This is a genomic window from Hymenobacter saemangeumensis (assembly GCF_039541835.1).
Classification (GTDB): domain Bacteria; phylum Bacteroidota; class Bacteroidia; order Cytophagales; family Hymenobacteraceae; genus Hymenobacter; species Hymenobacter saemangeumensis.
Genome location: NZ_BAABGZ010000010.1, coordinates 238,428 through 260,423, shown reverse-complemented (window position 1 = coordinate 260,423; position 21,996 = coordinate 238,428). Strand labels below are relative to the sequence as shown.

18 protein-coding genes are annotated in these 21,996 nt (G+C 60.0%); 9 read left to right on the top strand and 9 right to left on the bottom strand.

From position 1 onward, the window contains the following. Positions 1-23 precede the first annotated feature (23 nt). The 3 genes from ABD919_RS03905 (at position 24) to rsgA (ending at position 2,891) form a co-directional block, all read left to right on the top strand. Positions 24-605: a peroxiredoxin gene (locus ABD919_RS03905; protein ID WP_345233978.1), complete on the top strand. Its 582-nt coding sequence runs from the start codon at positions 24-26 to the stop codon at positions 603-605. Positions 606-642: 37 nt separating this feature from the next. Continuing rightward, positions 643-1,890, top strand: coding sequence for a 3-deoxy-D-manno-octulosonic acid transferase (locus tag ABD919_RS03900; protein WP_345233976.1), 1,248 nt, complete (start codon positions 643-645; stop codon positions 1,888-1,890). Between the two features lie 74 nt (positions 1,891-1,964). After that, on the top strand, positions 1,965-2,891 hold the full coding sequence (gene rsgA, locus ABD919_RS03895; RefSeq protein WP_345233975.1) for a ribosome small subunit-dependent GTPase A: 927 nt from the start codon (positions 1,965-1,967) through the stop codon (positions 2,889-2,891). Between the two features lie 214 nt (positions 2,892-3,105). Here the strand turns inward: rsgA and ABD919_RS03890 are convergent, their stop codons facing one another. Next, positions 3,106-3,747: a fasciclin domain-containing protein gene (locus ABD919_RS03890; RefSeq protein ID WP_345233973.1), complete on the bottom strand. Its 642-nt coding sequence runs from the start codon at positions 3,745-3,747 to the stop codon at positions 3,106-3,108. A 143-nt stretch (positions 3,748-3,890) separates the two neighbouring features. Here ABD919_RS03890 and ABD919_RS03885 point away from each other — a divergent pair, with 143 nt between their 5' ends. Continuing rightward, complete coding sequence (locus ABD919_RS03885; protein ID WP_345233971.1) at positions 3,891-4,349, top strand: peptidylprolyl isomerase; 459 nt, start codon at positions 3,891-3,893, stop codon at positions 4,347-4,349. A gap of 145 nt (positions 4,350-4,494) precedes the next feature. Next, a complete protein-coding gene (locus tag ABD919_RS03880; RefSeq protein ID WP_345233969.1) occupies positions 4,495-5,697 on the top strand; it encodes a hypothetical protein in 1,203 nt (400 codons plus the stop codon). Between the two features lie 13 nt (positions 5,698-5,710). On the opposite strand, the gene ABD919_RS03875 is transcribed toward ABD919_RS03880, so the two are convergent. Beyond that, the gene (locus ABD919_RS03875) at positions 5,711-6,280 is read right to left on the bottom strand and encodes a DUF3109 family protein (RefSeq protein ID WP_345233967.1); all 570 of its coding nucleotides are present in this window, start codon (positions 6,278-6,280) and stop codon (positions 5,711-5,713) included. A gap of 194 nt (positions 6,281-6,474) precedes the next feature. Here ABD919_RS03875 and ABD919_RS03870 point away from each other — a divergent pair, with 194 nt between their 5' ends. From ABD919_RS03870 to ABD919_RS03855, 4 genes are all read left to right on the top strand, one after another. After that, a complete protein-coding gene (locus tag ABD919_RS03870) occupies positions 6,475-8,727 on the top strand; it encodes an ATP-dependent helicase (protein ID WP_345233966.1) in 2,253 nt (750 codons plus the stop codon). A gap of 232 nt (positions 8,728-8,959) precedes the next feature. Further along, a complete protein-coding gene (locus tag ABD919_RS03865) occupies positions 8,960-9,682 on the top strand; it encodes a DUF4290 domain-containing protein (protein WP_345233964.1) in 723 nt (240 codons plus the stop codon). A gap of 120 nt (positions 9,683-9,802) precedes the next feature. Continuing rightward, positions 9,803-11,107: a UDP-N-acetylglucosamine 1-carboxyvinyltransferase gene (gene murA, locus ABD919_RS03860; RefSeq protein ID WP_345233962.1), complete on the top strand. Its 1,305-nt coding sequence runs from the start codon at positions 9,803-9,805 to the stop codon at positions 11,105-11,107. Between the two features lie 134 nt (positions 11,108-11,241). After that, positions 11,242-12,165, top strand: a complete 924-nt coding sequence (locus tag ABD919_RS03855) for a DUF4349 domain-containing protein (protein ID WP_345233960.1) — start codon at positions 11,242-11,244, stop codon at positions 12,163-12,165. A gap of 103 nt (positions 12,166-12,268) precedes the next feature. On the opposite strand, the gene ABD919_RS03850 is transcribed toward ABD919_RS03855, so the two are convergent. The 7 genes from ABD919_RS03850 to ABD919_RS03820 form a co-directional block, all read right to left on the bottom strand. Beyond that, entirely contained in the window at positions 12,269-12,607 is a 339-nt protein-coding gene (locus tag ABD919_RS03850) for a phage holin family protein (RefSeq protein ID WP_345233958.1), read from the bottom strand. A gap of 26 nt (positions 12,608-12,633) precedes the next feature. Next, positions 12,634-13,728, bottom strand: coding sequence for an agmatinase family protein (locus ABD919_RS03845; protein WP_345233956.1), 1,095 nt, complete (start codon positions 13,726-13,728; stop codon positions 12,634-12,636). Between the two features lie 124 nt (positions 13,729-13,852). Beyond that, positions 13,853-14,488, bottom strand: coding sequence for a chemotaxis protein CheC (locus tag ABD919_RS03840; protein ID WP_345233953.1), 636 nt, complete (start codon positions 14,486-14,488; stop codon positions 13,853-13,855). Positions 14,489-14,545: 57 nt separating this feature from the next. Then, entirely contained in the window at positions 14,546-16,186 is a 1,641-nt protein-coding gene (locus tag ABD919_RS03835) for a chemotaxis protein CheA (RefSeq protein ID WP_345233952.1), read from the bottom strand. 105 nt (positions 16,187-16,291) lie between these two features. Then, a complete protein-coding gene (locus ABD919_RS03830) occupies positions 16,292-16,678 on the bottom strand; it encodes a response regulator (protein WP_345233950.1) in 387 nt (128 codons plus the stop codon). Positions 16,679-16,757: 79 nt separating this feature from the next. Further along, entirely contained in the window at positions 16,758-17,282 is a 525-nt protein-coding gene (locus tag ABD919_RS03825) for a chemotaxis protein CheW (protein WP_345233948.1), read from the bottom strand. 39 nt (positions 17,283-17,321) lie between these two features. Next, complete coding sequence (locus ABD919_RS03820; RefSeq protein WP_345233946.1) at positions 17,322-21,848, bottom strand: methyl-accepting chemotaxis protein; 4,527 nt, start codon at positions 21,846-21,848, stop codon at positions 17,322-17,324. Positions 21,849-21,996: the final 148 nt, after the last annotated feature.

Sequence of the window (21,996 nt, the reverse complement as noted above, 5' to 3'; positions counted from 1 at the left end):
TTTTAATCTTTAATTCTCAGAACATGGCCGTACTCGTTGGCAAGCGCGCTCCTTCCTTTAAAGCCACTGCCATTATCGATGGCAAAACCGAAGAAGACTTCTCACTTGACCGCTACCTGGGCAAAAAGCATGTGGTGTTTTTCTTCTACCCGGCTGATTTCTCGCAGGTGTGCCCCACCGAGATTCTGGCGTTTCAGGACCGCCTCGATGAGTTTGAAAAGCGCGGCGTGGCCATTGTGGCTTGCTCCACCGACTCCCACTACACCCACCTGGCTTGGCAGCTGCAGCCCCGCGACCGCGGCGGCATCATGGGCGTGAAATACCCCATGGTAGCCGATGCGTCCAAAACCATTTCGGCCAACTACGACGTGCTGGGCGGTCATTACGACTACAACGAGCAGGGCGAAATGACTTACATCGGCTCGCCCATGGCTTACCGGGGCCTGTTTTTGATTGACCGCGACGGCATCGTGCGCCACCAGCTCGTAAACGACCGGCTGCTGGCCCGCAGCATCAGCGAAACGCTGCGGGTGGTGGACGTGCTGCAGTACCTGGAAAAGAACGGCGAGGCCTGCCCGGCCGACTGGACGCCGGAACAGATTTAAGGACTGACGGCTATAAGCCCAAGCACAAGCGACAATCTTGGTATTCCTCTACGATATTGCCCTGCATGCCTACGCGCTGTTGCTGCAGCTGCTGGCTCCCTTTGTGCCCAAAGCGGCAGCGTGGGTGGCAGGCCGCCGTGGGCTGCTGGCTCACATCCGCCAGGCGTTGGCGGCCGACCCGGCACCGCGGGTGTGGTTTCACTGCGCCTCGCTGGGTGAGTTTGAGCAGGGCCGGCCGCTGATTGAGGCCTACCGCCAGGCATACCCCGGCACCAAAATCGTGTTGACGTTTTTCTCGCCCTCCGGCTACGAAATACGCAAAAGCTGGCCCGGGGCCGACTACATCTTCTACCTTCCCCTGGATAGCCGCCGCAACGCCCGGGCTTTTCTGAACGCGGTGCAGCCCCGGCTCGCAGTATTTGTAAAATACGAGTTCTGGTACCACTTCCTCGCGCAGATGCGGGGCCGAGGTATTCCATCCATTGTCGTGTCGGCCATTTTTCGCCCTGAACAGGTGTTTTTCAAACCCTGGGGAGGATTTTTTCGCCGCATTCTGGCCAGCTTTGCCCACATCTTTACCCAAAATGAAGACTCTGCCCAGCTATTGCGCGGCATCGGTATCGGGCAGGTGAGTGTGGCCGGCGATACCCGTTTTGATACGGTGGCCGCTACTGCAGCAACGCCGCCCCGGTCTCTTCCCATTGTGGAAGCCTTTGTGGCCGACCAGGCACCGGTGCTGGTGGTGGGCAGCAGCTGGCCCGAAGACCTGCCCGCGCTGCGGCCGCTGCTGCAACGCTACCACCAGCAGCTACGGGTGCTGGTTGCTCCCCACGAAATCACGGAAGCCAACCTGCAGCTGGTCGAACAAGCCCTGCCCGGGCAGGTGGTGCGCTACTCCCAGGCCCAGGCCGCTACGGTGGCTCAGGCCCGGGTGCTCCTTTTCGACAACGTTGGCTTGCTCAGCCAGCTGTACCGCTTTGGCAAGTATGCCTACATCGGCGGGGCCTTTGGCAAGGGCCTGCACAACACCCTCGAAGCTGCGGCCTTTGGGCTGCCCCTGTTCTTTGGGCCCACCTATAGCAAGTTTCAGGAAGCGGTAGATTTGGTAAAGCTGCGCTGTGCTTTCCCGGTGCAGAACGCTGCCGAGCTTGAAACAGCCTTTGCCCGCCTCTGGCAGGACGAAGCCCTGCGCCTGCGCCTGCAGGATACCATGCTCGACTATGTACACGGACAGGCGGGCGCTACCACCCGCATTATGCGGGAAATTATGAGTTATAAGTTATGAGTTATGTCCAGCCTGTCGCCCCTAACTCGCTCCAGTACGCTATCTAACTGTCTGTTATTCATAATTCGAAGCCAATGACTGGTACCGTTGTAAAATCTACTGGCTCCTGGTACGTGGTACGCGAGCTGTCCACCGGCCAGCTGCACCGCTGCCGGCTGCGGGGCAAGTTCAAGATAAAGGGCCTGAAGGCCAGCAACCCGCTGGCCGTGGGCGACCAGGTGGAGTTTGGTGTAGAAGACCAGACCGAGGGCGCCGGCGTTATTTCCCAGATTGCGCCGCGCCGTAACTACATCGTGCGGCGCTCGGTGCACAAAACCGGGCATGTGCACGTAGTAGCGGCCAACATCGACCAGGCCATGCTGGTGGTAACGCTGGTATCGCCGGCTACGTCATTCGGCTTTATTGACCGGTTTCTGGTAACGGCCGAGGCCTACCACATCCCCGTGACGCTGCTCTTCAACAAGATTGACTTGTACGACGAGGACACGGCCGACTACCAGACCCAGATTATGGACATGTACGCCCGCATCGGCTACCCCAGCCTGGCCTGCGCGGCTCATACCGGAGAAGGTGTGCCCGCCATTGATGCCCTGCTCGATGGCAGGGTGAGCCTGCTCTCCGGGCATTCGGGCGTGGGAAAAAGCACGCTTATCAACGCCCTGATACCCGACCTGGACCTGAAAACCGCCGAAATAAGCGAGTTCTCCGACAAGGGCGTGCACACTACCACATTTGCCGAGATGCTGCCCGTGCGGCCCGGCACTTTCATCATCGATACGCCCGGCATCAAGGAGCTGGGCCTGGTGGACTTGCCACCGGCGGAGCTGGCCGGCTATTTCCCCGAGATGCGCGCCCTGCTCAACCAATGCCGCTACCACAACTGCCAGCATACCCACGAGCCCGGCTGCGCCGTGCGCGAAGCCGTTGATAAGGGTGTCATTGCCCTGCCCCGCTACGACAGCTACGTAAGCATGCTGGCCGGGGAGGACAATCGCAAGTGATGGGGTGATGGGGTGAGAAGGTGAATGGCGTGTCATTGCGAGCACAGCGAAGCAATCCGTCCTCTAGCACCCGGAAACCAGGTATGCCCACACATTAAAAAGCCCCAATGCCAGCGCTGGCGTTGGGGCTTTTTAATGTGTGGGCTGGGCGCTGAGAACCGAACAAATTGCTTCGCTGTGCTCGCAATGACACGCCATTCACCTCATCACCTCATTACTTCCCCAGCGGCAGCACCACGCCATCGATTACGTGGGTGACCCCGTTGGAGGAAATAACGTCGGCGATTTGCACCGTGGCGGGGGCATCTTTGCCATTGCTCACCATCACCTTACCATCTTTTACGCTGATAGTCAGTTTTTCACCGTTCACGGTGGTAAGCTGCTGCCCATCTTTCAGGTCGGCGGCTACCAGGCGGCTGGGGATGACGTGGTAAGTGAGCACGCCTTTGAGCTTCTCTTTGCTTTCGGGCTTCATCAGGCCCGCTACCGCTCCTTTGGGCAGCCTATCGAAGGCCGCATTGGTGGGAGCAAACACAGTGAAGGGACCGGAGCCGCTCAGGGTTTCCACCAGCCCGGCTTGCTTGACGGCGGCTACCAGGGTGCTGACGCTCTTGGCGTTCATGGCATTTTCCACGATGTTCTTATCGCCGGTCATGGCCACGCCGTCCACCATCACGCCCTCTGGCTTGGCCATGCGGGCGGAGTCGCCGGCAGCTGCGGCGATGGAATCGGCCGGGTTTACATTATTGGTGGCCGTGGTTTCGGTTTCGGTAGTGGCGCTGTTGTCGCTGCCGCAGCTGGCGAAGGTCAAGGGTACAGCCACTGCCAGGGCCAGAGAAAGAATCTGTTTTTTCACGGGGGTGAGTAGGTTAAAAAAAGGTTGGTGTTGTGAAAAGGCTTTACGGTACTGCCCACCTTGTCGGATTATTCCCGTAAGGCAAGCTGCTACCTTTGAGCCGGCAAAACAAAGCCCAATTCCCACTTTTTGTTTTTCACCTGATGAAAACCGCAGAAATCCACACCAAGAAAGGCGTCATGAAAGTAGAGTTCTACGAGCAGGACGCGCCCAATACCGTTAAAAACTTCACCGACCTGGCCAAGAAAGGCTTCTACGATGGCCTGAAATTCCACCGCGTCATCCCCAACTTCGTGATTCAGGGCGGCTGCCCCAACACCCGCGCCGGCGCTACCGGCCGCCCCGGCACCGGCGGCCCGGGCTACAAAATCGACTGCGAAACCAAAGGCGGCAAGCAGTACCACGAGCGCGGCGCCCTCAGCATGGCCCACGCCGGCAAGAACACGGGCGGCTCCCAGTTCTTCATTGTACACTCGCGCGACCAGACCTCCCACCTCGACGGCGTGCACACCGTGTTCGGCAAAGTAGTGGAAGGCGTCGACGTTATCGACCAGATTCGCGCCGACGACGAAATCGAGAAGATTGTGGTGAACGAGGAATAGTAGTCACCCCCTGCAAGCTCAAAAAGGCCGGCTGCTTAGCCGGCCTTTTTCTTTACATTCAAGAGTAGCACTGCTCTCAATGCCGGGCTTACCGTGGGCTACAACCGGGCAGGCATATATGCTGGTAGCCGTTTATTTTCGGCTTATGAATAAGCTGCTACCCCCGCCCTCCCCGGCCGCGGCTGCGTTGAATGCAGTGGCCGCCTCCGCACTCATCGGTGCCTTGCTGGGCCCGGTGCTGTACCCGCTGGGTGCCAGCGCGGGCCTCTGGCAGGAGCTGGCACGCACGGCCAGCAGCTCCGGCGATGCACCTGCTGATTTTGTAATGGCTGGCCTGGGGGCCCTGGTGGGTGGCGTTGCCGGGGCAGTGGTGGCCGCCGCGCAGCTGCGGCTGGGCCGGGGCCGGGCCTTTGGCGCCGTAGCAGTGGACTTGCTGCGCTTCTATCTGGCGTTCATAGTGCTGGGCTACGGCCTGGTTAAAGTGTACGCCGCGCAGTTTCCTCAGCTCTGGGCCAACCTCGACACCCCGCCCGCTGACTTGTCGCCCATGCGGGTGGCCTGGCAGTTTTTTGGCTACTCCCGCCCCTACCAGCAGTTTCTGGGCTGGGCCGAAGTAGTGGCCTCCCTGCTGCTGCTGCCCCGTCGCACAGCCACCCTCGGCGCCCTGCTCATGCTCGTGGTGATGGGTAACGTCTTTGCCATCAACCTCTTTTTCGATGTGTCCGTCAAGCTTATGTCGGGCTTGTACCTGGCTGCTGCGCTGCTCATCCTGCTGCAGGACACGGGCCGGCTTTGGTACTTCTTTATCGGAAACCAGCCGGTGCCTTCCCGGCGGGTGGCTACCGACTGGTTTGAAACCCGCCGTGGCCGCCGCCTCTACCGCGGCCTTACCCTGGGCGTGCTGGGCCTGATGCTACTGGCGTTTATGGGGGATTTCCAGGGAATTCGCGAGCAGGCCGGCTCCCAGCAGCCTACTCCAATTACAGGGGTGTGGCAGCCAATGCGGGCCGAGCGCTGGCGCAACGGCAGCTGGCAGCGCCTGCCCCCCACCGATTCCCTCTACCCGCGCCGGCTGTACTTCCAGGCCGGGCAGGCCGTGCTGCGCAACGAGTTCTACCGCGACCGGTTTATGTGCTACGTCGACAGCGCGGCCAGCACGGCCGATATGCTGCCCCGCAACGAGCGCAACGAGTTTCTCCCGGCCCGCACCTGGCAATACCGCCGCCCCGGCCGGGGTGACTCGCTTCACATCGCCGGGAGCTGGCGCGGCGACTCCCTGCGCCTGGCCCTGGTGCCGGCCCGGCTGGGCACCCTGCGCAGCGGCTCGCCCCGCACCGGCGCCCAGTAGCTTCGTGCAGCGGCTAGGCCGTTGGTGCTTCTATTTCCTTTACCAGCTCGCCGTACCAGGCCTCGCCGTACTTGCGAATCAGCGGCTCCTTCAGGAACTGGTACACTTTTACACCCAGCGAGCCGCCGAACGAGCAGGCCGGGTTGCAGATGCCCCACCGGTCGTAGTTGAGGGCGTCGAACTCTTCGTACTTGGTGATGCGAATCGGGTAAAGGTGGCAGCTGATGGGCTTTTTGAAGGTGGTGGCCCCGGCCAGGTAAGCCTGCTCGATGCCACACTTGAGAATGCCGCGCTCGTCGTAGAGCGCATAGGCGCATTCCTTGTCGTTGATGGTGGTGGTGCTGTAGTCGTCTTCCCAGTCCTTGATGTACAGGCCCTGCTCCCTGATGGCGGCCCGGCCGGCCTCGGTCAGGTAAGGCTCAATGGCCGGGTATTCCTGCTCCAGAATGCGCAGCTCGGCTTCTTCGAGCGGGGCGCCCAGGTCGCCTTCCACGCAGCAGGCGCCCTTGCAGGCCTCAAGGTTGCAGACAAAGAAGTTGTCGGCGATGTCGTCGGAGATAACCGTTTGCTGGATGATAATCATAGTGCAAAGATAACCCCGGCCCTACCCGGGAAAATTCCTTTCCGACCGCACCCGGGAGGCCGTATCTTTGTTGAACCGCCTAAACGGCGTCAATTGCTTCCCTACCACGCCTCACTTCTACGCCTGGCTCCCCTCCCTACCGGGGAGGGGCCGGGGGTGGGGCCCCGGTTCCCGCAACCGCATTCTCTCAGCTGATGGCTCTCGACTATCTTTCCCTTCTAAACCCCTCGCAGGCCGGCGCAGTGATGCAGACCGAAGGCCCCTGCATGATTATCGCCGGCGCCGGCTCGGGCAAAACCCGGGTGCTGACTTACCGCATTGCCCACCTCATCGAGCAGGGCGTCGACCCGTTCAACATCCTGGCCCTCACCTTCACCAACAAGGCCGCCAAGGAGATGCGCGCCCGCGTAGAGAAAGTTGTGGGCCCCAACGCCCGCAACCTGTGGATGGGCACCTTCCACTCGGTTTTCGCCAAAATCCTGCGCTCGGAGGCCGACAAGATTGGCTACCCCCGCTCCTTTACCATTTACGACACCCAGGACTCCAAAACGCTGATTGGGCAGATTGTGAAGGAGCTGGAGCTCGACGACAAGCTCTACAAGCCCAGCCTGGTGCTGGGGCGCATTTCGGCCGCCAAAAACAAGCTGATTTCGGTGAACCAGTACCTGCACGACCCGGCCATCAAGGCCGACGACGAGGCAGCGCTGCGTCCTAAAATCGGGGTGCTCTACCAGCAGTACCAGATGCGCTGCTTCAAGGCCGGCGCCATGGACTTCGACGACCTGCTCTTCAACACCAACGTGCTGTTCAAGGAGCACGCCGACGTGCTGAACAAGTACCAGAACCTGTTCCGCTTCGTGATGGTGGACGAGTACCAGGACACCAACTACTCGCAGTACCTCATCACGCGCAAGCTGGCGGCCAAGGAGCGCAACATCTGCGTGGTGGGCGACGACGCCCAGAGCATCTACGCCTTCCGCGGGGCCGACATCTCCAACATTCTCAACTTCGAGAAAGACTACCCCGAGCTCAAGGTGTTCAAGCTGGAGCAAAACTACCGCTCCACCAAGAACATCGTGTGGGCGGCCAACTCCGTTATTAAGAACAACCAAGCCCAGCTGCGCAAAAGCGTGTTCTCCGAAAACGAGGACGGCACCCTGATTGAGGTGATTAAGGCCGCTTCCGACAACGAGGAAGGCAAGCTGGTGGCCAACTCCATCTACGAGGACAAGATGAACCAGCATCTGTCCTACGACAACTTCGCCATCCTCTACCGCACCAACGCCCAGAGCCGGGCCATGGAAGAAGCCCTGCGCAAGCTCAACATCAAGTACAAGATTGTGGGCGGCCTGAGCTTCTACCAGCGCAAGGAAATCAAGGACCTGGTGGCCTACCTGCGCCTGACTGTAAACCAGAACGACGAGCAGGCCCTGCGCCGCGTCATCAACTACCCCAAGCGCGGCATCGGCGACACCACCATCAGCAAGCTCATCACCACGGCCGACGAAGCCAACCACACCCTCTGGGAAGTGGTGGCCAACGCCGACCAGTTCATGCCAGCCCGCGTGGCCAACCCCGTGGTAGGCTTTGCCGAGAAAATCAAGAGCTACATGGTGGTGGCCCAGAAGGAAGACGCCTTCGAGGCTGCCAAGTTCATCGCCAAGAACTCGGGCATGCTGGAGGAATTGTATGCCGACAAGAGCATTGAGGGCCTGTCGCGCTATGAAAACATCCAGGAGCTGCTCAACGGCATCAAGGAGTATGTCGACGACCCCGAGCGGGAGGATAAGGGGCTTGCGGCCTTCCTGCAGGACATTGCACTAGTGACGGACTCCGACGTGAAAGATGCCCAGCAGGATGGCGAAGCGGTGACGCTGATGACCATCCACTCGGCCAAGGGCCTGGAGTTCCGCAACGTGTACATCGTGGGCATGGAGGAAAACCTCTTCCCCAGCCAGATGATGATAACCTCGCGGGCCGACCTGGAAGAAGAGCGCCGCCTGTTCTACGTGGCCATTACCCGGGCCGAAAAGAAGCTGACCCTCTCCTACGCCACCTCCCGCTACCAGTGGGGCAACCTGCGCAGCTGCGAGAAGAGCCGCTTCCTCGACGAAATCGACCCGCAGTACATCAACTTCAAGTTTGCCCCGCCCACCGGGCCCGGCAGCGGCGAGTCGCCCTTCCAGCACGTATTCGAGCGCCGCTCCAACCTGGTGGCCACCCCGCCGCGTAAGCTCGCCGCCACCAAGTACGTGGCCCCAGCCGACTTCAAGCCCTCCGACACGTCCAACCTCCAGACCGGGCAGCGCGTAGAGCACCCCAAGTTCGGCTACGGCACCGTGAGCCAGCTCGAAAACCAGCAGGGCACCACCAAGGCCACCATCCAGTTTGAGGAAGTGGGCGAGAAAGTGCTGCTGCTCAGCTTCGCCAAGCTGCGCGTGCTGTAGTGCGGGCTCTGCGAGTCCGCGCCCAAGGTTCGTGCAGAAGGACAAGTGGTAGCGGCTCCCCAGTACACCATGGCTCCATCCGAGGTGTCTTCCAGGCCACGCTGTGCCCCTGTGTCGGCCTGAGCAGGCCCGCCTGCGCCTGCAATTTGTCGTAGCCTGTGGTTCAGCGTAGGCCACACAGTATCTTTAGCCCCCGGATGACAGCTCCCAGCAGCTTCCTCCCCTTGATTATATGACCGACATCACCTCCCTGCCCTTTCACCAGCAGCTGCTGGTGCGCGAATACGGGCACAGCACCTACCAGCTTATCCTGGGTTTGCGCGACATCGAAGACGTAGCCGAGCGCAGCAAGCGGGCTGGCCTCATCATTCAGCTCATGCTGCGCCTGCAGCCCAGCCTGCGCGAGCAAACCGAGGTGCAAACCAAGCTCTGGAACCACCTGCACGTGCTGCTGGGCGAAGACGTATCCCTGGAAGCTCCCGTGCCCCTGAAAAGCTTCTCGCTGCGTACGGAAAAGCCCGGCCGGGTGCCCTACCCCACGCGCGGCCCCAAGCTGCGGGCCTACGGCAGCGCCGTAGAAGCACTCATTGCCAAGGCCCTTACCCTGGAAGATGAAACCGAGCGCGAGCAGGCCACCATTCAGATTGGCCGCACCATGAAGTTCCTCTACCGCCAGCACAACAAGGAAAACGCCAAGGACGTGACCATCCTGCGCCACCTCGGCGAGCTCTCCGGCGGCCAGCTCCGCCTCGACCCCGCCCAGGTGGAAAGCCAGAACCTGTTTGAGATGCCCAACAGCGGCCGCACCCCGGCCTTCATCGTGCCCCAGCCCACCCAGCAGCGCGACCGCCGCGAGGGCAACCGGGAAGGCAGCCGCGACGGCCGCGACCGCAAAGGCGGCAAAAAGCGCAAAAAAGGCGGCCGCGGGCCCGAGCCCCAGCAGCCTCCGCAGTAGCCGGGTTTGGTTGTCAGTTGTTAGTTGTCAGTTGTCAGAATTACCCTGACAATCCATTAGAACATACTGACAACCGACAACTAACAACTGACAACTGACAACTAACAACACCTAAATACAATGTCTTCTTTCGAAGTACGCGGCGGGCGCAAGCTGCGCGGCGAAATCACGCCCCAGGGCGCCAAAAACGAAGCGCTGCAGATTCTCTGCGCCGTGCTGCTCACGCCTGAGCTTGTTACCATCAGCAATATCCCCGACATCCGCGACGTCAACAAGCTCATCGAGCTGCTGCGCGACATGGGCGTGAAAGTGGAAAAGCTGGCCCCCGATACCTACACCTTCCAGGCCGACGAAGTAAACCTCGACTACCTCGACACGCCTGAGTTTATTGCCCAGGCCGGGTCCCTGCGCGGCTCCGTCATGATTCTGGGCCCCATGCTGGGCCGCTACGGCCGCTGCCAGCTGCCCAAGCCCGGCGGCGACAAAATTGGCCGCCGCCCCATGGACACCCACTTCCTGGGCCTGGAAAAGCTGGGCGGCAAGCTCACCCTCGAAGGCACCGACTTCTACCGCATCAAAGCCGAGGGCAAGCTGCGCGGCACCTACATGCTGCTCGATGAAGCCTCAGTAACCGGCACGGCCAACATCCTGATGGCCGCCGTGCTGGCCGAAGGCACCACCACCATCTACAACGCCGCCTGCGAGCCTTACCTGCAGCAACTTTGCCGCATGCTCATCCGCATGGGCGCCAACATCACCGGCACCGGCTCCAACCTGCTGGTAATTGAGGGCGTGGACAGCCTGGGCGGCACCGAACACCGCATGCTGCCCGACATGATTGAAATCGGCTCCTTCATCGGCCTGGCGGCCATGACGGGCTCCGAAATCACCATCAAAGACTGCCAGATTCCCGAGCTGGGCCTCATCCCCGATACCTTCCGCAAGCTGGGCATCCGGCTCGAGTTCCGCGGCGACGACATTCACATTCCGGCCCAGGACAGCTACGAAATCAGCACCTACCTCGACGGCTCCATCCTTACCATCTCCGACCACACCTGGCCCGGCTTTACCCCCGACCTGCTCAGCATCGTGCTGGTAGTGGCCACCCAGGCCAAGGGCACGGTGCTCATTCATCAGAAGATGTTTGAGAGCCGCCTGTTCTTCGTCGACAAGCTCATCGACATGGGCGCCCAGATTATCCTCTGCGACCCGCACCGCGCTACCGTTATCGGCCTCAACCAGCAGAAGCAGCTGCACGGCATCACCATGACCTCGCCCGACATCCGCGCCGGCGTGGCCCTGCTCATCGCTGCCCTCTCGGCCGAGGGCAGCAGCCGCATCCTCAACATCGAGCAGATTGACCGCGGCTACCAGTACATCGACCAGCGTTTGAACGCGTTGGGCGCGGATATCCGGCGGGTGTAGCTCCCTCTATCTGATTAAAAACTAAAACTCCCGGCCAGCCGCCGGGAGTTTTTTTGTGGCCTTATACGAGACCCTTCCTTCTGGTCGTTAGCATAAAAGGGGCTCTCAACTCCGAACTTTTACTGGTAACTATCATGAATAAGCTCGCCTATTTCCTGGTGCTCCTGACTTGCCTGACCGCCTGTAGCCAGGACAAGCAAATGGCGACAATGACCGCACCGGCTACGGCTGCCGTTCGCTTTACGCCGCCGGTAGTTGTAAAAAAAGAGGAGGAAGTAACCCGGGAACTTCCCGGTGCGCAGGACTTAGAAGAGGTAGCCGCCGCTCCAATCACTGCAGGGGCCGGCGCAGCGCCTTCTGCTCCGGCCCAGCGCCCACCTGCAGCTCCACGCCTGCTCATCTACCACGCCGAGCTGCGCCTCAAGGTAGCTGGCCTGGCTCAAGCTACTGCTCACATAGATAGCCTGGTACGTCGCAAGGGCGGCTATGTAAGCGCCGCCGAGGAAACCCGCGACGACGACAGCAACGAATGGAGGCAGGAAATGACCATTCGGGTGCGTCCCGGGGGCTTCGAGTCCATGCTGGCTGCAATCGGCCGGCTTGGCACCGTCGAGAGCAAGAAGCTTACGACTGACGACGTTACAGCCCAGCACGCCGATGTATCGGCCCGGCTGCGCACCAAGCGGGCCGTGGAGCAGCGCTACGTGGCCCTGCTGGGCCAGGCCCGTAAAATCCAGGATATCCTCGACATTGAAGAGAAAATCGGGGAAGTGCGCGAGGAAATTGAAAGTACCGAAAGCCGGTTAAAAACGTTGAACGATGAGGTTGCTTACTCCACCATCACCCTCACCTGCTACCAGCCCCTGGCCCGCCCTACCCCCGACGCGCCCATCGTGTCGCTGGGCAGCCGGGTGGTCGAAGCCTTCTACAACGGCTGGACGCTGCTGACCGGGCTGTTCATTGGCATGATTTCCATCTGGCCGCTGCTGCTGCTTGGTATGGCCGGGCTCTGGGCCCTGCGCCGCTGGCGGCGCAACCTGAAAGCTGCCCGAGCTTAGCGCCAGCACTGGTTTAAACCTTGCCTCTTCTATCAAAGCAACCAATGAAAAGGCCTTCCGCTGGATAGCGGAAGGCCTTTTCATTGGTAAGCTATAAACGGCTTTAATCAAAAATCAGGTCTACCACGGCATTCACTACTGCCAGGGCCAGGCTAAACAGCAGGGCGTTGAGAAACCCATGCACATCGAAGCTGCTCATCAGCCAGTCGGCTAGCTTCACGATGATGACGTTGATGACCAGCAGGAAAAGCCCCAGGGTGACAACGGTAATTGGGAAGCCGATAATCTTGAGGATGGGCTTCACAATGGCATTGAGCAAACCCAACACAATTACCAGGATGGCTGCGCTACCAATGCCGCCCAGCTGCACGCCGGGCAGCACCGTGCTCAGGCCGTACACCAGCACGGCCGTGAGAATGAATTTGAGGATGAAGCTTATCATGGTTGAAAGCTAAAGAGGAAATTGTCTTAATCGGCCATGCCCTTGGCCACCAGTTTTCCCTGGGATACGGCCATCCAGTTGCAAAGTTGGTACAAGAGGCGGGCGCCCACAATGCCGTTCCACTCGGTGTCGCCGGGCGCCACCTCGTTCAGGTCGCAGCCAATAATCTGGATGCCGGCCCGCACGATGGAGCGAATTAGGTAAGTGGCTTCCTCAAACTCCAGCCCACCGGGTACGGGGGTGCCGGTGCCGGGGCAAAGCTTGGGGTCCAGCCCGTCAATATCGAAGCTGATGTACACCTTGGGCGGCAGCTGGGCTATGATTTTGCCGCAGACCTTCTTCCACGACTTCTTGCCAAACTTCTCCTCGCTCAGGAAGCGCTGGTGGAACAGGGCCACGCGGCCATTGGAAGTGTGAATAACCTCGGCTTCCTGCTCGCTCATATCGCGGATTCCTACCTGCACCAGCTTCTTCACCTGCGGCAGCTGCAGGGCATTGGTCATGATGCTGGCGTGCGAATATTGGAAGCCCTCGTAGGCCGGGCGCAGGTCGCAATGCGCGTCAATCTGCAGGATAGCGAATTCTTCGTGTCGCTCGGCCAGGGCGTGCATAAAGCCCAGGGGCGTGCTGTGGTCGCCGCCCAGCACGGCCACGGCCTTGCCCTGGTCGAGCAGGGCGCCGGTTTTGTCCTTTAGCCACTTCAGCAGCTTGGTTCCTTCGGTGGTGACTTTCGCAGGCACGCCACTGTGCTTGCCCAGGCCGGCTTCCGGCTGCCCGGCTTCCAGCCATTTAATGTAATCCGAAGCCAGGGGGCGCAGCTGCCGGCTCAGGTTGGCAATGGTTTCGTCTTCTTCCTCCATGGCCAGGCCCAGCTTCCAGGCATCGGGCAGGTCGGGGTCGTAGAGGTCTACCTGCAGGGAGGCTTCGTGAATGGCGGCTGGCCCCTGGGCCGTGCCGGCGCGGTAGCTTACGGTAACTTCCCACGGCACGGGCACTACCACCACCTGGGCTTCTTCCGGGGTGAAGGGCAGGCCAAACAGGCCACCGGCTGCGTCGCCGGGTGCGTTGGGGTCGAAGCTGGCAATCTTTTTAGCCAAGGCGGCTGAGGAGTTAGTTGGCATCGGGGGTAAGGAGCTAAGTGAAAGAAAGGGAAAGGGCAAAGGGCTGCTACGTCGGCACCTGACGCAACAGCCCTTTGTAGTTAAGCAGGAAAAGCAGGGAAGCCCGGCATCGTCACTTTCGCGGCTAGCCGGCGGCCGTATGGCTGCCCAGGAAGTCGTAGCTGCGAATAATCTCCAGAATCTTGGCGAAAGTAACCCGGTCGAAGAACAGCATCAGCGGCAGCTCCACGGAGTTGTCTTTGTCGGAAAACTGCGTGATAACCGAGAAAATCAGCGGCTGCATCTGCTGTTGCGGCATCAGGCTTTGAATCGTATCCGCAATATCGCCTCCGGGTGCGGTGGGCGGTGCGCCGTAGATGTTGGCCTTGAGAATATTGGCCAGCTGCGTCACCAGGGCCCCGGTAATGATGTTGCTGATTTCGAGAAGCAGCGACTCCTGCAGCTCGTTCAGCTGCAGCGTTTCTTCGGTTTGCATGCGCAGGCATACCCGGGAAAGGCGTTGCACGTGCTGCCCGGAAAAGAACATGAGCGTGGTTCCGTTGAAATCACCCCGGATATCCGACTGAATGGCGACATGACGGGACTGGTATTCCCGCACCTTGCGCAGGATATTCTCGCTCATGAGCAAGTCAATGTTGGGAACTTCGAGCAATACCTTCTCTTGAGCGATGACGGCAAAAGAGTCGGCCGCACGGGCAAGGCCGATGTTTAAAATCTCGCGGATAATGTCGCGCTCCAAATCGGTCATCGATAAATCCATAACGGCAAAGATAGGGGGAAGGCAGCGGCGAAGCGTCGGGGTGAAAAGAAACGAAAATTAAGGGCGCTTATTGATAAACAAGCGGGTAAGCGCGGGAACGTCGAGAACCAGGCATACCTGCCCGCTGCCCAGAAGCGTAACGCCGCCAAAAAGGTCAATGCTGTCGAGCGGCTTGCTCAACGGCTTAATCACGATGTTCTGCTGACGCTGAAATCGGTCGACCAGCAGGCCAAGCCGCCGGTTGTTGTAGTTTACTACCAATACATGCTGCGGGCCGTGCAGGTCATCTTTCGATGCGAGCGGGAAAGGCTCATTGCCTTCGTCGTGCAGCAGCAAGCGCAAGGGCACAATGGGCACCGCCTGCTCCTGAAAGTGGGTCACCAGCACGCCGCCCACCACCGAGATTTGCCCGGGGTGCAAGGCCAGCACGGTATCGGTGTGCAAGAGTGGCACAGCGTAGGGCCGCTCTTCTACCTCTACCAGCAGGGCGCCTTTCACGGCAATGGAAGTGGGGAGCACCAGGGTAAAAGTGGTACCTTTTCCCATCTCCGATTCTACCCGCAGCTGGCCTCCGAGCGAATCCAGGGCCAGCTTTACTACATCGAGACCAACCCCGCGGCCGGACACTTCCGTCACCTGCTGCGCCATGGAGAAGCCCGGCTCGAAGAGAAAGGCCCAAATGGCTTTCTCATCCAGGCTGGCAGCGGCCCGCTCCGTGGTCAGGCCGCGCTCAATGGCTTTGCGCCGTACGGCTTCGGTATTAATCCCCCGGCCGTCGTCGCTTACCTGAATCAGCACGTCGTCGCGCTCGGTCAGTGCCGAAAGGGTCAAATGCCCAAGTACAGGCTTGCCCGCCTGACGGCGCTCCTCCGGCGTTTCAATACCGTGGCTGACGGCATTACGCACCAGATGCAGCAGCGCATCGGTAATAATCTGCAGGATGTTGCGGTCAATCTGTACGTCCTGCCCGCTTAGGGTAAGCTCTACCTCTTTGTTTTCGGTCGAGGCCACGTCCCGTACTACGCGCGGAAACTTGTTGAGCAACACCCCCACTCCTACCAGGCGGGCATCCATTACGCTGTACTGCAGGTCGTCGGAGATGCGGAACAGGTGCTGGGCGGTTGCGAGCAGCGCCGGGTTGTCCAGCTCCTGGGCCAGGGTCAGGATGCGGTCACGGTCGATTACCAGCTCTCCCACCAGGTTGAGCAGGTTGTCGAGCTTTTTCACCTGAATGTAAACCAGGTCCGAAAGCTCCAGCTTGCGGTTGGCTTCCTCGTCGGTTTCGGGCTCCTCGGCCTCGGCCAGAACCGGAGCTTCCCCCCGCACGAGGCGGTCGAGGTTGCCGAGCAGCTCGCCCGCGCTTGGCATTTCCTGGCTGGCGCCAACGGCGCGAATCATGTTCCCCAAGGCATCTACGCCCTGAAACACGACGCGCACCAGCGGCCCGGAGAAGGTGCGTTCGCCGCTGCGAATCAAGCCAAACAGGGTTTCGAGGTGGTGTGCCACCTCGCCCAGGTCGGTAAATCCCATGGCCCGGGCGTTGGCCTTGAGGTTATGCATCAGGCGAAACAGCTCGTTAAGCGCAGGCCCCTCGCTGGGGTTACGCTCGAGCTCGCTGAGGTGGCGGCTCATGGAGTCATAGTACTCCAGGGCCTCCGCCATAAACATTTCCCGGTATTCCTGGTCGCGCGTCTTCATCGGATTCGATTAGTTAGCGCACTTCCCGGTACCAGCACCCCACGCCAAAGCTGCCCATTCCGAAAAATGGGTTCCAGCGTGCGAATGTGTTTGGAAAAGAGCAATTTATGAAGCTTGTTCAGTCGTGTCATTCTGCAGGGCAGCCCCTACAATCTCCAGCACCTTTTCTTCAGAGAAAGGCTTGACAATGTAAGCCAGGGCACCATTCTCGATGGCTTCGTTGACAATAACCTCCTGCCCTACTGCGCTGCACATCACTACCTTGGAATCAGGCTTGAGCTGACGCAGGCTCTTGAGCACATCCAGCCCGGTGTTGTCGGGCAGAATAACGTCGAGCGTAATCAGGTCGGGCGAGGTTGAAGCTGCCATTTCCAGGGCCTGCTCGCCATTGGCTGCTTCGCCAACTACTTCGTAGCCAGCATCGCTGAGCATATTTTTGAGCATCGTCCGCATGTAAAAGGAGTCGTCGACGATGAGAATGCGCTTGTTCATTGGAAGGGTAAGGTGAAAAGTAAAAAGTAAGCAACGCTAACCGCCACAGCGGTCAGGGCGTTGTACGGGGCGGCGCCCGCTAAGATGCTGCCTTACCGGGTAAGCGCATGACTTCGGCCGGGGAAAGCAGCTTGCGCATATCCAGAACGATGATGATTCCACCTTCGGGCAGCTTGGCGATGCCTTCCAGGTACTTATCGCGGGCATTGCTGTCCTGCACAAACTCCGGCGCCGGCTCAATCTGGCTTAGGGGCATGGTAAAGGGCCGGGGCACCTCCCGCACCATCAGGCCCAGGGTGTAGTCGGCCGCTTCCACGGCCACGGTGTAGCTCCGCTCCGGAATAGGCCGGCCCATGGGGCGCAGCCGAAACCGCTCCTCCAGGTCGAGAATGGCAATAATGTCGCCGCGGAGGTTGGCAATTCCTTTAATGAAAGGAGGTGTCTTGGGCATACGCGCTACCTCCGGAGTCACAGTCACTTCCTTCACCTGCTCGATGCGGATACCGTAATCCTCGTCGCCGAGGCGGAACACAATGAGCTGTACCATGGCCTCCGGCGTATTCCGGTCGGCCTTGGGAGCAGCGTTCACTTCAATTTCAGCCATTTGATAAAAAAGAGTTAACCAAGCGGTTCGACTGAAATCTTACTTAGACCGGGCTTTGCTGCCGCCTTTCTCCTTGCCTTTGGGCTCGTCGTTTTTAGCAGCTGCCTTGTCTGCAGCTTTATCTGCTGTTCTGGAGCCACGGGGGGAAGCTGCCGGTGCTGCGGAGGCGGAGCCAGCATCCCGGGCTTGCCGCCGGGAGGGTGCCGGAGCCGCTTCTTCCCGGGCCGGGCGGCCCGCTGCGGCGGCCCTTCTGGGCCGCCCCTGCGCATCGGAAGGCGCGGCTACATCGGCCTGGGCATTACGGCTGCGCTGCCCCACACTGTGCTGGCGGCTGCCAGCCGTGCCAGCGCGGGTGCTGCCCGTTTCCGGGGTGCCGGGCGAGCGGCGCCCTGCGGCGCCATCACGCGAGCTGCCGTTGCTATTGCCGTTGCCATTATAGCCGTTCCCATTGCCGTTGCGGCTGCCGGCAGAGCGGCGCACCATCACCGGCTCGGGCTCGTAGGAGCTGAGCTGGAAGGTTTCCAGGCCAGCCTGCAGGTCGTCGGCAATGTCGGTGAGGCGCTGCGAGCTGGTAGTCAGCTCCTGCATGGCCGTGGAGAGCTGCTTGGCCGTGCCGGCCACCTGCTGGGTGCCGGTGGCCGTCTGCTCGGCAATGGCTACCACTTCTTCCACGTACTTCACCACGTCGCCAATCGAGGTTTTCTGTACCTCGGTGGCCGTGAGGATGTCGCGGGATGTGCGGAGCGTTTCGCCCGAGCTGGTGGCAATGTTCTTAAAGGCCGAGCTGGCCTCGAAGGTGGCGTTCTTTCCTTTCAGTACCCGGCCTTCCATGGTCGAAATTGCAGTTGCGGCCGAGGTCGTATCTTTTTTAACGTCCTCTACCAGGGTGGCAATCTCGTTGGCCGACTTGCGGGAGCCTTCGGCCAGCTTGCGGATTTCCTCGGCTACTACGGCGAAGCCGCGGCCGGCTTCCCCGGCGCGGGCGGCTTCGATGGCGGCGTTCAGTGCCAGCAGGTTGGTTTGCGAGGCGATGTCGGTGATAACGCCCAGCGACTTGCTGATTTCCTGCGAGCGGGTGCTCAGTACTTCGATGGTGCGCGAGGTCTGCACGGCGGCGCTGGAGATTTCCTCCATGTTCTTTACCACTTCAGCCACTGTTTTCAGACCCAGCTGCGAGGTTTGCTCACCCAGAATAGCGGCCTTGTTCACCACATCGGCCTTGTTGGCCGTTTCCTTGGTGGCCTGCATGATTTCTTCAATCAGCTTGAAGGCCTGGTCGGTTTTCAAAGCCTGGTTCTGGGCACCTTCGGCCATCTGCTGCATGGCCAGGGCCACGTCGACGGTTACGCGGCTCATCTCCTGACCTTTGCCGGCCATCTCTTCCGAGGAAGTACCCACAATCTGCGACGACTCGTTGATTTCGCCGAGCAGCTCGTTCAGGTTGTCGACGGCGAGGTTCAGGGCGCTGGCCATGGCGAGGATGTCGCCGGTGGTGGGCACGTCCACGTACTGCGTCAGGTCGCCTTCCGAGATGGCGCGTACCACACGGGATACTTCGAGTACCGGCGAGGCAATGGATTCGAGCAGGGCGTTGAGGGTATCCACCAGCTCTTTCCAGCTGCCCGATACACCCGTTACCGTAGCGCGTTCCGTCAGCTTGCCTTCCACACCGGCCACCTTTGCCACGCGGCTAACTTCCGACGCGAGGCGGTTAAGGTCGTCCACCATTCGGTTGATGGTGTCGGCCAGGTCGGCCACTTCGCCTTTCGCCTGCAGGGTCAGCTTCTGGGTCAAGTCACCTTTCGATACCGCCGTTACTACCTTCACGATGCCTCGTACCTGAGTAGTCAGGTTGGCAGCCATGGTGTTTACGTTGTCGGTCAGGTCTTTCCATACACCGGCCACGTTCGGCACGCTCGCCTGGCCACCCAGCTTTCCTTCCGTGCCTACTTCCTGGGCCACACGGGTTACCTCGCCGGCAAACAGGTTCAGCGAGTCCACCATCTGGTTCAGGTTTTCCTTAAGCTGCAGGAACTCCCCTTTTACATCTACCGTGATTTTCTGGCTCAGGTCGCCTTTTGCTACCGCGGTTGCCACGTTGGCAATGTCTCGCACCTGAGAAGTCAGGTTGAGGGCCATCGTGTTTACGTTGTCCGTCAAGTCTTTCCAGGTACCGCGAACGTTCGGCACGCTCGCCTGGCCGCCCAGCTTACCCTCGGTACCCACTTCGCGGGCCACGCGGGTTACTTCGTCACCGAAGGTGTTTAGGGAGTCCACCATTTCGTTGAGGTTCTCCTTGAGCTGCAGCAGCTCGCCGCGCACGTTTACCGTGATTTTCTGCGAGAGGTCACCTTTTGCTACCGCGGTGGCCACGTTGGCGATGTCGCGCATCTGCGAGGTCAGGTTCGAGGCCATCGTGTTCACGTTGTCCGTCAAATCCTTCCAGGTGCCGCTTACTTTCGGCACGTTGGCCTGGCCGCCCAGAATACCTTCGGTACCCACTTCGCGGGCCACGCGGGTTACTTCGCCGGCAAAGATGTTCAGCGAGTCCACCATCTGGTTCAGGTTGTCCTTCAGGTCGAGCAGCTCGCCTTTTACGTCTACCGTAATCTTCTGCGAAAGGTCACCTTTCGATACGGCGGTGGCTACGTTGGCAATGTCTCGTACCTGAGAAGTCAGGTTCGAAGCCATGGTGTTTACGTTGTCGGTCAGCTCCTTCCAGGTACCACCTACGCGGGGCACCACGGCCTGGCCGCCGAGTTTTCCTTCGGTACCTACTTCGCGGGCCACGCGGGTTACTTCGTCGCCGAAGATGTTGAGCGAGTCCACCATCTGGTTGAGGATGTTCTTCAGCTCCAGGATTTCGCCCTTCACGTTTACCGTCATCTTCTGGCTCAGGTCGCCGCGGGCTACGGCAGTGGCCACGTTGGCAATGTCACGTACCTGCGAGGTAAGTGCCGCGGCCATGTCGTTTACGTTGTCGGTAAGGGCTTTCCATACGCCGGCCACATTGGGTACGGAGGCCTGGCCACCCAGCTTTCCTTCCGTGCCTACTTCCTGGGCCACGCGGGTTACCTCGCCGGTGAAGATGTTGAGCGAGTCCACCATCTGGTTCAGGTTCTGCTTCAGCTGAAGCAGCTCGCCCTTAACGTCTACCGTGATTTTCTGGCTCAGGTCGCCTTTGGCTACGGCGGTTGCCACGTTGGCAATGTCTCGTACCTGAGAAGTCAGGTTCGAGGCCATGTTGTTTACATTATCCGTCAGGTCTTTCCATACACCGGCCACGTTCGGCACCACGGCCTGACCGCCGAGGCGGCCTTCGGTGCCTACTTCCTGGGCCACGCGGGTTACCTCGCCGGCAAACAGGTTCAGCGAGTCCACCATCTGGTTCAGGTTCTGCTTCAGCTGCAGGAATTCCCCTTTTACGTCTACCGTAATCTTTTGCGACAGGTCGCCTTTTGCTACGGCGGTTGCTACGTTAGCAATGTCTCGAACCTGAGAAGTCAGGTTCGAGGCCATGTTGTTCACGTTATCCGTCAGGTCTTTCCATACACCGGCCACGTTTGGTACCACGGCCTGACCGCCCAGCTTACCCTCGGTGCCTACTTCCTGGGCCACGCGGGTTACCTCGCCGGCAAACAGGTTCAGCGAGTCCACCATCTGGTTCAGGTTCTGCTTCAGCTGCAGGAACTCCCCTTTTACATCTACCGTGATTTTCTGGCTCAGGTCGCCTTTGGCTACGGCCGTGGCTACGTTGGCAATGTCTCGCACCTGAGAAGTCAGGTTCGAGGCCATGTTGTTTACGTTGTCGGTGAGGTCTTTCCAGATACCACCAACGTTTGGTACAGAGGCCTGGCCACCCAGCTTTCCTTCGGTACCTACTTCCTGAGCCACGCGGGTTACCTCGCCGGCGAAGATGTTGAGGTTATCAATGGTTTTGTTGATGGTTTCGGCCATCACCTTGAAGTCGCCCGATACCGGAATCTGGAAGCTTTCGTCCAGGTTACCACGGCTGATGTTCTTCAGTACCTTGCCTACTTCGAGTACCGGCACGGCGATGGAGTCTACCAGGCCGTTGATGTTGTTAATCATGTCGCGCCAGAAGCCGGCGGCGCCTTCGGCCGAGGCGCGGGCTTTGAGGTTACCCTCTACCCCGGCCACCTTGGAGATGCGCGACACCTCGCCGCCTACGCCGCCAATCATCTCCACCATGGAGTTGTAGGCTTCGGCGATTTCGGCGAAGATGTCGTCGTTTTGTTTGGTCAGGCGCACCGAAACGTCGCCCTTTTTAAAGGCGTCGAGGGCAAACAGGACGCGGTTTAGCTGCTCGTTGATATAGCCGGGGTCCTGCGAGTCCTCGGAGCCTCGTTTAATGCCGCGCTTCCGGGTTTGGTCGCTGGAGGTGCGTATCGTATCAATAGCCATGTTGGCACCGGCAGACGACGTTCCGGATGCCTTCCCGGCCTTAGCGGCCGAAGAGCCCGGGGTACCGACGGTAGCCTCCGGTGTATCGGCCGGAGCTGCGGGGCTGGCGGTAAGAGCCGGGGTGGGTTTAGCTTTAGCCATATAGTAAGGAAGGAGACGAAATCGAAGGAGGGGCGGAAATAGAAGGCGAAAGTAAGGCCCTTTGGCGGGAATAAACAAAGGTAGGCTGTAGAGCCAGCCAATTGAGAAAAGAACCCGTTTTAGGTAAGGTATTGAAACTATCCCGGCG

Excerpts from the sequence above, each read along its gene's own strand:
- ABD919_RS03905 (WP_345233978.1), top strand. The coding sequence starts at position 24 with ATGGCCGTACTCGTTGGCAAGCGCGCTCCTTCCTTTAAAGCCACTGCC.
- rsgA (WP_345233975.1), top strand. The coding sequence starts at position 1,965 with ATGACTGGTACCGTTGTAAAATCTACTGGCTCCTGGTACGTGGTACGC.
- ABD919_RS03885 (WP_345233971.1), top strand. The coding sequence starts at position 3,891 with ATGAAAACCGCAGAAATCCACACCAAGAAAGGCGTCATGAAAGTAGAG.
- ABD919_RS03880 (WP_345233969.1), top strand. The coding sequence starts at position 4,495 with ATGAATAAGCTGCTACCCCCGCCCTCCCCGGCCGCGGCTGCGTTGAAT.
- ABD919_RS03875 (WP_345233967.1), bottom strand. The coding sequence starts at position 6,280 with ATGATTATCATCCAGCAAACGGTTATCTCCGACGACATCGCCGACAAC.
- ABD919_RS03870 (WP_345233966.1), top strand. The coding sequence starts at position 6,475 with ATGGCTCTCGACTATCTTTCCCTTCTAAACCCCTCGCAGGCCGGCGCA.
- ABD919_RS03865 (WP_345233964.1), top strand. The coding sequence starts at position 8,960 with ATGACCGACATCACCTCCCTGCCCTTTCACCAGCAGCTGCTGGTGCGC.
- murA (WP_345233962.1), top strand. The coding sequence starts at position 9,803 with ATGTCTTCTTTCGAAGTACGCGGCGGGCGCAAGCTGCGCGGCGAAATC.
- ABD919_RS03855 (WP_345233960.1), top strand. The coding sequence starts at position 11,242 with ATGAATAAGCTCGCCTATTTCCTGGTGCTCCTGACTTGCCTGACCGCC.
- ABD919_RS03850 (WP_345233958.1), bottom strand. The coding sequence starts at position 12,607 with ATGATAAGCTTCATCCTCAAATTCATTCTCACGGCCGTGCTGGTGTAC.
- ABD919_RS03845 (WP_345233956.1), bottom strand. The coding sequence starts at position 13,728 with ATGCCAACTAACTCCTCAGCCGCCTTGGCTAAAAAGATTGCCAGCTTC.
- ABD919_RS03840 (WP_345233953.1), bottom strand. The coding sequence starts at position 14,488 with ATGGATTTATCGATGACCGATTTGGAGCGCGACATTATCCGCGAGATT.
- ABD919_RS03835 (WP_345233952.1), bottom strand. The coding sequence starts at position 16,186 with ATGAAGACGCGCGACCAGGAATACCGGGAAATGTTTATGGCGGAGGCC.
- ABD919_RS03830 (WP_345233950.1), bottom strand. The coding sequence starts at position 16,678 with ATGAACAAGCGCATTCTCATCGTCGACGACTCCTTTTACATGCGGACG.
- ABD919_RS03825 (WP_345233948.1), bottom strand. The coding sequence starts at position 17,282 with ATGGCTGAAATTGAAGTGAACGCTGCTCCCAAGGCCGACCGGAATACG.
- ABD919_RS03820 (WP_345233946.1), bottom strand. The coding sequence starts at position 21,848 with ATGGCTAAAGCTAAACCCACCCCGGCTCTTACCGCCAGCCCCGCAGCT.